We start from the raw sequence: 11,868 nt of genomic DNA, 5'->3' as shown, positions 1-11,868 counted from the left end.
ACTGATTTTATTAATACGTTATACCACTATAAACAGATTTTTATTCAACCATTTTTTGTTTAAAATATATACGACAAAAATATACTAAATCTGAAACATCTATACTTAACTGCATAGTAAATAAATTAATCAGGAATAGTTCAAAATATGTAATATTTTAGTAAAACCACCTGACTTTTTTTTTATTATTGCAATAATGTAACTATCAAAAATTAAATAATAATGGCGAGATATGATAAATATTTTATTAATTGATGATGATGTAGAATTATCACAAATGCTTAGCGAATATTTAACCAATGAAGGTTTTAATATTAAAAGTGTTTATTTAGGTAAGGATGGTATTGATGAAGCGCTATCAGGTAAATATCGTGCAGCAATTTTAGATGTTATGTTACCTGATATTAATGGCATTGATGTCCTAAAAAGCATTCGTCAACAATGTAATATGCCAGTTATTATGCTAACTGCCAAAGGCGATAATATTGATCGCGTATTAGGGCTAGAATTAGGTGCTGATGATTACATTCCAAAACCATGTTATCCTCGTGAGTTATTAGCGAGATTAAGAGCGGTATTACGTCGATTTGACGAACGTTCAGTCGAATTAGTCGATGAGAAAAAATATCATTTTAATGGCTTAACTTTAGATCTTCCACAACGACTTTGTACTTGGAATGGTCAACCAATAGATCTCACCTCTACTGAATTTAACTTGTTAGTTTTACTGGTTAAACATAGTGAACGAGTGGTAACTAAAGAAGAATTGTCTGAAATAGGTCTGGGTCGTGCTCGAGAATTATATGATCGTAGCGTCGATGTTCATATCAGCAATATTCGCCAAAAACTACATCAAGTAGCACAAAATGATGTGACCATTGAAACAATAAGAGCGGTTGGCTATCGTATCCGTTAATCAAACCATAGGTTTGCTATGAATCGTCGATTATTTTGGAAAATATTGGTTATATTCTGGGTAATTTTTTATCTTACCTTCCAATTAACTTGGATTGCTTTCTCTTATTATATAGAAAATAAAAATCAACGATTCTTAAATCATATGCCAACTAAAGTGGATATGATTGCTCAATTATTGCATGTTGCTGGTGAAGATGAAACACTCAATTTTATTGCCCATTTACCCGAACGTGAGCGAGTTTTATTGTCAATAAAATTGGTGTCTCCGCAATATGATCAAGTTAATATCATCACAGATGAATTAGAACCTAGCTCTTATGTATATCAAAGGATGGCGGTGGCACCTGATGGCACTCTCTATTCGGTATCGTTTAAAGACGATAAAACAGATCATAGCAATAGCAAAAATAAAACTTTATTTAATATGCCGACCCCTATTTTGTTAATGGGGATCTGTGTTGGTTTAGTGTTCAGTCTATTTTTAGCATGGAACTTAACTAGGCCAATGAAATTACTAAGACAAGGATTTTTCCGCGTCTCGCAAGGCGATCTGTCGGTTCGGTTATTTAAGAAGTTAAAACCTCGTCGTGATGAACTGAGTGAATTAGGTAAAGATTTTGATATGATGGTTGAGCAACTCAACATCTTAATATCTGATCGTCAAGCGCTACTTCATGATGTTTCTCATGAACTTAGAACTCCTCTGGCCCGCTTACAATTGGCAATTGGTCTTGCCCAACAAAATAAACAAAATATCGATACAGCTTTAGCTAGAATTGAGCTAGAGTCGGAACGATTAGATCAATTAATTGGTGAAATTCTCAATTATTCACGTGCTGAAATGAATAATCGAACCGATGAATATTTTGACTTAAAAGAGTTAATTGGTGTTGTAGTTAATGATGCCAACTATGAAGCCAATCACCAATCTATTGAAGTAGAGTTTAACTTATCATCCATTAATCACTCTATTGTTAAAGGTAATTCTGAACAGATACGACGCGCGATTGAAAATATTATTCGTAATGCTATCCGCTTTTCTAATGCAGGCCAGACGGTTGAGGTATCATTAAAAGAAGCAGGAAAATATTTACAAATTGAAGTTAAAGATCGTGGGCCCGGTGTTGATACCAGCAAATTATCGAGTATTTTTGAACCCTTTGTCCGTATTCAGTCAGCACAGTTAGGTAAAGGCTATGGACTAGGTCTAGCCATCGCCAGAAAGACCGTTATTATGCATAACGGTACTATTCAAGCTAATAATCGTGATGGTGGTGGTTTAGTGGTAACAATCAAACTACCTTATTGGCGAAAAAATTAATAACAATCCGGATTAACGGTTAATACATATTCTTTTACCAGACTTTCTAAGGTAATTTTATCGTAACCAGTAAAATTCAGATTTTGCATAATCATCTGTGGATTGCTGTCAAGTATTGCTTTATATTCAGCAATATATTGTTTGGCGATTGGTTTATATGACCAATGCCACTCTTCTGGCAAATAGCCCCCTTTTCGCCCCTCATTGAATGGTTGGCAAAAACCATATTTCGGTAAGTTTTCACGAAGCCATTTATACAAAATAATTCCCTGTTTATCATTTTTAAAATATTCAGACGATACACTAGTAATATCAATATCTGTTCCCCAATGATGTCTTGATGTACCAGGCATTGAAGATAATTTTAAAATTTGTTCGGCAATTTTTTGTGGATTATTCAACTTAGGTAATAATGCATCCCACTTACGTTGCCAAATACCATTTTGATAGGTGTAATTACGTGTAGCACTCACTACAATAAAAGGAATATTAGGATAAGATTTTTTAAAATCATTATAAGCCTTAATCAACTGCTCAGTTGGTTCCTTCTGTAAATACATACCTTTTTTGTTTACTGGTAATATTGTTGAATCGAGAGCAATATAATTACTATCTTTTTTTTCATCAAATTGCCCAGTAAGTTTATTTAATGGAATAGATTGTGCCATAGCAAACGTTGAACATAAGAGTAAAGTTAAAGTTGAGCTAAAATGAGTAACTGTTTTCAATGTTATTATTTTTTTCATCATTTAGATTCTAATTAATATTATATTAGCCAGACAGGGTGAAAACCAGTATAATCCTTTCCCTAAAAATTGAAATAGCCATAATGTGTAAAAACGAGGCCATATGTTAACATCAGCTACACACAAATCGTCTGATAATTGTTTGGACGTGACAAATACAACTAATCAAAACACCACCAATCTAACTAACGAAAAAATAAACTTACTTAACTTTACCAGACAACAGTTAAGAGAATTTTTTATTTCGTTAGGGGAAAAACCATTTAGAGCGGATCAAGTGATGAAATGGATCTATCATTTTGGGATAGATGATTTCGATCTTATGACCGACATTAACAAAAAATTACGCGAGCAATTAAAAAAATTAGCTGAAATTAAAGCGCCTAAAATTGCCATCGAGCAACGTTCATCTGATGGCACCATAAAATGGGCATTAGATGTAGGCAATAATCAAATGATTGAATCGGTTTATATTCCTGAACGTGATCGTGCGACCTTGTGTGTTTCATCACAAGTGGGCTGTGCTCTGGAGTGTAAATTCTGTTCAACAGCGCAACAAGGTTTTAACCGTAATTTAACCGTATCTGAAATTATTGGCCAAGTTTGGCGCGCATCAAATGCTATTGGCGTAACAGGTAAATTAGCCGATCGACCTATCACTAACGTTGTTATGATGGGAATGGGTGAACCTTTACTTAATTTATCCAATGTCGCACCAGCAATGGAAATTATGCTAGATGATTTTGGTTATGGTTTATCAAAAAGACGCGTGACGCTTTCTACTTCTGGTGTTGTACCCGCTTTAGATAAATTAGCTGGCATGATTGATGTAGCATTAGCTATTTCATTACATGCACCAAATGATGAAATTCGTAGTGAGATTATGCCAATTAACCAAAAATATAATATGGCAATGTTACGTGATTCAATTTTACGTTATCTTTCAACCTCGAATGCTAATCATGGTAAAGTGACCATCGAATATGTATTACTCAACCAAATCAATGATAGTGTCGAACATGCCCATGAACTAGCTAAATTCCTGAAAAATGTACCAAGTAAAATCAATTTAATTCCATGGAATCCTTTCCCAGGTGCGCCTTATGCGCGTTGTTCAAACACCCGAATTGATCGGTTTATGAAAACATTAATGGGTTACGGATTTACAGTTATCGTTCGGAAAACACGTGGCGATGATATTGATGCAGCTTGTGGTCAACTTGCAGGCGAAGTTGTAGATCGTACCAAACGAACGCTTTATAAAAAGCAAAATCTTGTTCAACAAACCGCCTAAAATAACCAAGGAGTTGTACATGAAAAACGTATTAATAGCATTAAGCAGTTTGGCAATGCTAATGCTAACAGGTTGCCAAATGAATGGTCGTGAGGATTTTGATCCAGAAACCGCTGCGTTAGCAAGAATGCGGTTAGGTTTAGGTTATTTAGCCAAAGCCAATGAATCTGAAGATAACGTTAAAGCGGCACATTATAATCTAAAATTGGCCGCTCAGTATTCACCCAATAATCCTCAAATCATGCTAGCAATGGCAATGTTTGATCAACATGTTGGTGAATATAATGAAGCTGAGATGATTTATAAACGAATCACATTAATGCAACCAGGTAATGGTTTATATCGTGTGCACTATGGATCCTTTTTATGTGGTAGAGATCGTTACCAAGAAGCGAAACAACAATTTGCCAAAAGTCTAGAACTAGATCGACACCGCTGGAAAGCAGATACCTACGAGCAATATGGTTATTGTGCTATCCAAAACGGCGATAAAAAAACTGCAGATCTAATGTTTAAACAACTTTTTGCATATGATGCAAGTCGTCGCAGTAATGTAGCAAAAACAGCCGAACTTTATAAAAATAAAGGCGACAACAAGATAGCTAACTATCTATTTTTAGTATCAAAAAAATAAATTATAAATACAAAATTAAAATTAACATCATTTGAAGCAAGAGTATATATCATGAGTTTTTTGGCTATTTTACTGCTAGCATTAGCCATGTCTACGGATGCCTTTGCGGTAGCGATTTGTCGTGGAGTATCATTAAAATCAACGCCGTTTTTAGGTGCATTAAAAGTGGGGATCTTATTTGGTTTTGTTGAAGCCATCACTCCATTACTAGGCTGGTTAATTGGTTATATTGCCCTACAATATATTGAAAGATGGGATCATTGGATTGTTTTTGCCGTCATGTTATTGTTAGGTTTAAACATGATCTATCATAGTTTTAAACAAGATAACGATGACAACTGTGATGCAAAACCACTTCCTTCATCGAAAAAATCATTTCTAATATTAGTTCTTACTGCGATTTCAACAAGTATTGATGCATTTGCTGTTGGTGTCGGATTAGCACTTGCCAGCGTTAATATTTATATTGCCGCCACCATGATTGGGCTTGCAACCTGTATTATGGTTACGTTGGGCTTATTGCTAGGTAAAAAAATTGGTTGTTTAATTGGTAAACAAGCATCATTTATCGGTGGCATCGTTCTTATTGTCATCGGTTCAATCACATTGTACCAACATCTCGCTATATAATTTTATTCTTTATTAAACAAATTTAGATATAAAAAAACCACTCACATATTGGAGTGGTTTTTTATTTTGACTGGCTAAATAGGGGAATTACATCATTCCGCCCATTCCTCCCATGCCGCCCATACCACCAGCAGCACCTAAGTCAGCTTTATCATCTTTAGGTAAATCAGTAACCATACATTCAGTTGTGATCATAAGACCTGCTACTGATGCAGCATATTGTAATGCACTACGTGTTACTTTAGTTGGATCTAAAATACCCATGGCAATCATATCACCATATTCTTCAGTTGAGGCATTGTAACCATAGTTACCTTTACCGCCTTTAACCGCATTAACCACAACTGAAGCTTCTTCACCACAGTTAGTAACGATTTGACGTAATGGCGCTTCCATCGCACGAAGAGCAACTTTAATACCAACGTTTTGATCTTCGTTTGCACCTTTAAGGTCTAAAATTGCAGAAGCCGCACGAACTAACGCAACACCACCACCAGCAACAACACCTTCTTCAACTGCTGCACGAGTCGCATGTAATGCATCTTCAACACGAGCTTTTTTCTCTTTCATTTCAACTTCAGTTGCTGCACCAACTTTAATTACTGCAACACCGCCAGCTAATTTAGCTACACGTTCTTGAAGTTTTTCTTTATCGTAATCAGAAGTTGATTCTTCGATTTGTTTACGAATTTGTTCAACACGTGCATTAATTAATGATTCCTCACCAACACCGTCGATGATAGTTGTATTATCTTTATTGATAACCACACGTTTAGCTTGACCTAAATCTTCAAGTGTTGCTTTTTCAAGCTCTAAACCAATTTCTTCAGAAATTACAGTACCAGCAGTTAAGATTGCAATATCTTGTAACATTGCTTTACGACGATCACCAAAACCAGGTGCTTTAACCGCGGCAACTTTAACAATACCACGCATAGTATTCACAACTAATGTTGCTAATGCTTCGCCTTCAACATCTTCAGCGATAATTAATAAAGATTTACCTGCTTTAGCAACGGCTTCTAATACTGGTAATAATTCACGGATATTAGAGATTTTTTTATCTGCTAATAAAATATACGGGCTATCTAATTCAACCGTTGCTGTTTCTGGTTTGTTGATGAAATATGGTGATAAATAACCACGGTCAAACTGCATACCTTCAACAACATCTAATTCGTCTTGTAAACCAGTACCATCTTCAACAGTGATAACACCTTCTTTACCAACTTTTTCCATTGCTTGAGCAATTAAAGTACCAACAGTTTCATCAGAGTTTGCTGAAATAGTACCAACTTGGGCAATCGCTTTAGAATCAGCACATGGTGAAGATAATTTTTTAAGCTCTTCAACTGCTGCAACAACTGCTTTATCAATACCACGTTTTAAATCCATTGGATTCATACCAGCAGCAACGGCTTTTAAACCTTCATTAACAATAGCTTGAGCAAGTACAGTTGCAGTAGTAGTACCGTCACCAGCTGCATCGTTTGCTTTTGAAGCTACTTCTTTAACCATTTGCGCACCCATGTTTTCGAATTTATCTTCTAATTCGATCTCACGAGCAACTGACACACCATCTTTAGTGATAGTTGGCGCACCAAATGATTTATCTAAAACTACATTACGTCCTTTTGGACCTAAAGTTACTTTAACTGCATCAGCTAATACATTAACGCCTTTAAGCATTTTAGCACGAGCGTCATTTCCAAATTTTACATCTTTAGCTGCCATCTTCGTATTTCTCCTAAATTCTGTATATAAGTTAAATTATCTGCCAGTTATTCTTGAACAATGGCTAAAATATCGCTTTCTGATAAGATAAGCACTTCTTCGTTATCAATTTTTTCTGTTTTAACGCCATATCCTTCATTGAAAATTACGATATCACCAACTTTAACATCTAGTGGTTGAACTTGACCATTTTCTAAAATGCGACCATTACCAACAGCTAAAACTTCACCACGTGTTGATTTACCTGCTGCTGAGCCAGTTAACACAATACCGCCAGCTGATTTTGATTCTACTTCTTTGCGTTTAATGATCACACGATCATGCAATGGACGAATTTTCATTAGTTATCTCCTAGCACTAATTTTTACTTAAGTAATTATTGACAATAAATCATAAAATTATGATATGTATTATATAGTGCATAATAGATGGGGATTAATTTATATTCTTCAAGAGAATAAAATAAAAAAATTTTCTAATTGATTAATTATTCGTCATCTTTCCGTTCAAATTCTCCTTCGATCACATCATTATTTACTTGTACATTGCGACTAGAAGAAAATGAATAAAATTTAGTAGGAAGTTTTTTAACAATAAAGCGCACAATATATTCCTGAACATATGGAATTAATAAAATTCCCCCTAAGATATCAGTTAGAAAACCTGGAATAAATAAGAAAAAACCAGCAAATAATAGCGAAACACTATTAATAATTTCTTCTTTTGGGCTTTGTTGATTAGCAATCTTTTGTTGCATAAGGCTTAAATTTTTTAACCCTTGCTTTTTAATTAATGAAAAACCAATAATCGAGGTAGCAATAATGCCGATTAATGCAAGCAATACCCCCACTGAATTAGCAACTGCGATAAAAAAACTAATCTCACAATAAACATAAATAAAAAATATAATAAAACCAATAATTCGCATACAAAAATTCCTCTAAATATAGAGCGACATTATTTTCAATCGACTATTAAGATGGTGATGATTAGTTAAATTTCAACCAAACAGTTTATATTTTTAAAAATATCTTACAAAAAGGATTGACGAATAATCTCTAATCGTGTTTAATACAGCTCCATTGTTGCCCGGATAGCTCAGTCGGTAGAGCAGGGGATTGAAAATCCCCGTGTCCGTGGTTCGATTCCGCGTCCGGGCACCAATCACCAAATTTTAAGACCTGCTTCTAGCAGGTTTTTTTATGCCTAAAGCCTTTTCCAAGCTACCTTTCAAAGGATTTTCTTTGTCAACCGACATCAACTGAGATTACCCCATATCAAGTACAAAATCGGATACAAACTCGGATACATTTGGTTCGATAATGGCGTGTATCCATAAAATAGCTTTAAAGCCTTTATTTGTAATGCTTAAGAGAAATTTCTTGAGCGCTACCTTTTATGATCAGTATTTTTTCACACTAACTCAAATTTTTGTGAGGCAGATCACAAAAACAATACGATATTTGTAATATTTTCCAACTTATTACCTTTATTTTGAGTGCTAATGGATATTAAACAATTACAACAAAAAATTACCGAAATCACTATTTGGAAAAAAGGCGATCAACGAGCTCCACATAAACCTTTATTATTACTTTATGTATTAGCACAATATAAACAAGGTCATGATCGCTTGTTTGATTATGAAAAAGAAATTGAAAAACCTTTACATGATTTACTCGCTCGGTTTGGTCCTCAACGTAAACACTATTATCCCAATATGCCTTTTTGGCGTTTGAAAAATGACGGTTTTTGGCAACTCATTAATTTCGAAAACTGTACTAATCCAATTTTACCAAGTAAAGATCCAACTAGTAAAAGCCTTGCTTCACACCAAGTACTCGGTGGCTTTGATGAACAAACGTATCGACTGATAAAAACAAACCCTACCATTATTGATCAATTAGCAGGACAAATTTTAAGTCAGCATTTTACTGAAAGTGTGCAAGAAAACTTAATTAACCGATTGGGTTTCAATCTTATGGAATCGAATAAATACCGAGATCCTAAATTCAGACAAATCGTATTACGAGCATACAACTATCAATGTGCCATCTGCGGTTACGATTTAAGGCATGACTCAGTATCAATCGGCCTTGAAGCTGCTCACGTAAAATGGAAACAACACGGCGGACCATGCATTGTAAATAATGGCTTAGCACTATGTTCACTACATCATTCCGCCTTCGATATGGGCGCTATAGGTCTTGATTGTAATTTAAAAATCAAAGTATCAAGTGGCGTAAATGGAAACCACATAGTTGAAAAACTATTTTGGGATTTCGACGGCAAAAACATTTTATTACCTCGAATGAAAAATGATTATTTACATGACAGATTTATTGAATGGCATGTTAGAGAAGTGTTTAGGGATTAAGGAAAAAAATAATAATGGACAAAATTAAAAATCTAACGCCTGGAGTTATCCTAAATAATAAACAATTGTGTGAAATATTTAAGTGTAGTCCTCAAGGGGGAATGAGAAAATCTAATAAAACAAGTACATTAGTTCTTATTACTAATCATATTGAATCTGTTTACTCTGATACTTGGAATGGAGACATACTCTACTACACAGGGATGGGGCAAAAAGGAGATCAAAGCTTAGATTTTATGCAAAATAAAACACTAAATGAAATTGAATCTAATGGTATTAGTGTACATTATTTTGAAGTATTTAAAGATAAAGAATATACCTATTTAGGCCGTCTTACCAAGGCTGCTGATCCTTATCAAACTCAGCAATTAGATGCCAACCAAAATTTACGTAAAGTATGGATTTTTCCACTCAAGCTTATCGAAAACAAATTACCGATAAAAATATTATCTAATTATGTAAAAGCCAAAGAACATCAGGTTCATAAATATAAAATTGATAAATTATTAGATAAAGTTATTAAGCAAAATAAAAAACCTGGTAAACGCGAAGTTCTTACTCCTCAATATATAAGAAGTCCTGAACTAGCTGAATTTATTAAACGTAAAGCTAACGGTAGATGTGACCTTTGTGAAAATCCAGCACCATTTACAACAAAAGACAAAATTCCTTACTTAGAATGCCATCATATTATTTGGTTGTCTGAAGGTGGTGAGGATGCAATTGAAAATACTGTTGCACTATGTCCTAATTGCCATCGAAAAATGCATATTGTTAAAGATATAGATGATATAAATAAATTGAAAAAAATTGCAACTTTAAGAGGGCGAGATATCGCTTTAAAGAATGAATAAAATTATTAATGTTGTTGCTGCTGTAATTATTAAAAATGGTAAATTTCTATGTACTCAACGAGCTAACACGAAATATCTAGCCTATAAATGGGAATTTCCTGGTGGAAAAGTTGAGCCCGGCGAACAATTAGAAGATGCACTCATTCGGGAAATTAAAGAAGAATTAGGTTGTAGTATCTCGATCAAAAAATACTTATTAACAACAGAACATCATTATGATTTTGGCACAGTTAAAATCAACGCTTTTCTTTGTCAGCTAATTGATAATGATCCAATATGTTTAGAACATAATAAGATTTGTTGGTTAGATAGTAATGAATTAAACGATCTAGATTGGGCGCAGGCTGACTTACCGATTGTTTCATATTTGCAGAATATTGAAACAGATCTAAATGAACAATTAACCATCGAATATTAAAAGCAAATGATAAAGTTGCACAACGATTATTAGCAATAATCTTTCATTTTGGTATTAATTATCGATATACATATTAAAGCTGACTTTTGTTTGCTTGATTTAATGTACAATACGAATGATATGTAGTATTAAATAGAGAATTTCTTCATTTGAAATCGTGATATTAAGCTGATTGATTAAATATTTTTTAATGACATTTGCACATTTAAACTCATCTGGATATTGCCTAATCACCTGTTGAAAAACAAAATCATTATCAGATTGTAGCTGCTTCTGCTCAAAAATACGCTGAATAAAAAACTGCATATGAGTTAAAAAGCGTGAATAATGTAACGATTGTTTATCTATTCGAATTGCAAAATTAAATTGAATAATATTGAATATATCCTTCAACATTTTAACGGACAATAACGTGTGCTGCATAGTTTGTTGATGTGATTGGCCGTTAACTAAATGAAAGGCTATGTTACCGGCTTCCTCCTCAGGTAAACTAATATTAAGACGTTGGTTTATATAGGTTATGCCGTACTTTGCAACTTCAAACTCTTTAGGATAAAAGCTTTTCACTTCGTATAACAAGCGATTTTGAATAACCACTCCTGAATAATATCTTTCAATAGCATAATTGAGGTGATCTAATAAGGTAAAAAATAGCGTTTCTCTAAAGGTAGTTTGTAATGTTTTGCTCGCATAATCTAACAAAAATCTCGTTAACTCGATGTAATCATCAGGTAATGATTCAATTAAGTTAAGATAACCTTGAATATCTGTTATTTGTTGTAAAACAAAACATTTCTCAATCTGCTCAGCATCAAGCAGATCACCAACTTTAGCATTAAAACCGATCCCTTTTCCCATCAGGATCACCTCGTTATTATCACTATTTTTGGATAATACTAGGCTGTTATTTAAAATTTTATCAACTTTAAATGTTATCATAAC

13 protein-coding genes and 1 tRNA gene are annotated in these 11,868 nt (G+C 33.9%); 9 read left to right on the top strand and 5 right to left on the bottom strand.

Features of this window, described 5'->3' with window-relative positions; translation table 11 throughout:
* Positions 1-235: 235 nt before the first annotated feature.
* Positions 236-916 carry a response regulator transcription factor gene (locus tag H3T83_RS08700; RefSeq protein ID WP_034901087.1) on the top strand — a complete coding sequence of 227 codons (681 nt, stop codon included), beginning with the start codon at positions 236-238 and terminating at the stop codon, positions 914-916.
* Positions 917-934: 18 nt separating this feature from the next.
* Positions 935-2,239, top strand: a complete 1,305-nt coding sequence (locus H3T83_RS08695; RefSeq protein WP_198215559.1) for an ATP-binding protein — start codon at positions 935-937, stop codon at positions 2,237-2,239.
* Here H3T83_RS08695 and H3T83_RS08690 read toward each other — a convergent pair.
* Positions 2,236-2,985 carry a M15 family metallopeptidase gene (locus H3T83_RS08690; protein ID WP_065613636.1) on the bottom strand — a complete coding sequence of 250 codons (750 nt, stop codon included), beginning with the start codon at positions 2,983-2,985 and terminating at the stop codon, positions 2,236-2,238. The two genes, H3T83_RS08695 and H3T83_RS08690, sit on opposite strands and share 4 nt — an antisense overlap.
* A 103-nt stretch (positions 2,986-3,088) precedes the next feature.
* On the opposite strand from H3T83_RS08690, the gene H3T83_RS08685 reads away from it, so the two are divergent.
* The 3 genes from H3T83_RS08685 to H3T83_RS08675 are packed head-to-tail and all read left to right on the top strand — an operon-like array spanning position 3,089 to position 5,543.
* On the top strand, positions 3,089-4,279 hold the full coding sequence (locus tag H3T83_RS08685) for a bifunctional tRNA (adenosine(37)-C2)-methyltransferase TrmG/ribosomal RNA large subunit methyltransferase RlmN (RefSeq protein ID WP_065652017.1): 1,191 nt from the start codon (positions 3,089-3,091) through the stop codon (positions 4,277-4,279).
* Between the two features lie 19 nt (positions 4,280-4,298).
* The gene (locus H3T83_RS08680) at positions 4,299-4,913 is read left to right on the top strand and encodes a hypothetical protein (protein WP_198215558.1); all 615 of its coding nucleotides are present in this window, start codon (positions 4,299-4,301) and stop codon (positions 4,911-4,913) included.
* 51 nt (positions 4,914-4,964) lie between these two features.
* Positions 4,965-5,543 (top strand): manganese efflux pump MntP family protein, encoded by a 579-nt coding sequence (locus H3T83_RS08675; RefSeq protein WP_198215557.1) that lies wholly within the window; start codon positions 4,965-4,967, stop codon positions 5,541-5,543.
* A gap of 87 nt (positions 5,544-5,630) precedes the next feature.
* Here the strand turns inward: H3T83_RS08675 and groL are convergent, their stop codons facing one another.
* The 3 genes from groL to H3T83_RS08660 form a co-directional block, all read right to left on the bottom strand.
* A complete protein-coding gene (gene groL, locus H3T83_RS08670) occupies positions 5,631-7,277 on the bottom strand; it encodes a chaperonin GroEL (RefSeq protein ID WP_065613631.1) in 1,647 nt (548 codons plus the stop codon).
* 47 nt (positions 7,278-7,324) lie between these two features.
* Entirely contained in the window at positions 7,325-7,618 is a 294-nt protein-coding gene (locus H3T83_RS08665) for a co-chaperone GroES (RefSeq protein ID WP_034901049.1), read from the bottom strand.
* 146 nt (positions 7,619-7,764) lie between these two features.
* Positions 7,765-8,205: an FxsA family protein gene (locus H3T83_RS08660; RefSeq protein ID WP_034901046.1), complete on the bottom strand. Its 441-nt coding sequence runs from the start codon at positions 8,203-8,205 to the stop codon at positions 7,765-7,767.
* A gap of 159 nt (positions 8,206-8,364) precedes the next feature.
* On the opposite strand from H3T83_RS08660, the gene H3T83_RS08655 reads away from it, so the two are divergent.
* From H3T83_RS08655 to H3T83_RS08640, 4 genes are all read left to right on the top strand, one after another.
* Positions 8,365-8,440 (top strand) — tRNA-Phe (locus H3T83_RS08655).
* A gap of 341 nt (positions 8,441-8,781) precedes the next feature.
* On the top strand, positions 8,782-9,654 hold the full coding sequence (locus H3T83_RS08650; RefSeq protein WP_198215556.1) for a phosphorothioated DNA-binding restriction endonuclease: 873 nt from the start codon (positions 8,782-8,784) through the stop codon (positions 9,652-9,654).
* A gap of 14 nt (positions 9,655-9,668) precedes the next feature.
* On the top strand, positions 9,669-10,508 hold the full coding sequence (locus tag H3T83_RS08645; RefSeq protein WP_065613605.1) for an HNH endonuclease signature motif containing protein: 840 nt from the start codon (positions 9,669-9,671) through the stop codon (positions 10,506-10,508).
* Entirely contained in the window at positions 10,501-10,926 is a 426-nt protein-coding gene (locus tag H3T83_RS08640; RefSeq protein WP_198215555.1) for a (deoxy)nucleoside triphosphate pyrophosphohydrolase, read from the top strand. Before H3T83_RS08645 ends, H3T83_RS08640 begins: the two co-directional genes overlap by 8 nt.
* A 99-nt stretch (positions 10,927-11,025) precedes the next feature.
* Here the strand turns inward: H3T83_RS08640 and H3T83_RS08635 are convergent, their stop codons facing one another.
* Positions 11,026-11,865, bottom strand: a complete 840-nt coding sequence (locus H3T83_RS08635; protein WP_034901038.1) for a PRD domain-containing protein — start codon at positions 11,863-11,865, stop codon at positions 11,026-11,028.
* Positions 11,866-11,868: the final 3 nt, after the last annotated feature.

Origin of the sequence: Gilliamella sp. M0320, from assembly GCF_016101635.1 — a bacterium.
GTDB lineage: Bacteria > Pseudomonadota > Gammaproteobacteria > Enterobacterales > Orbaceae > Gilliamella > Gilliamella apis.
Note: the sequence above shows the minus strand (reverse complement) of the source record. Positions and strands in the feature narration are given on the sequence as shown.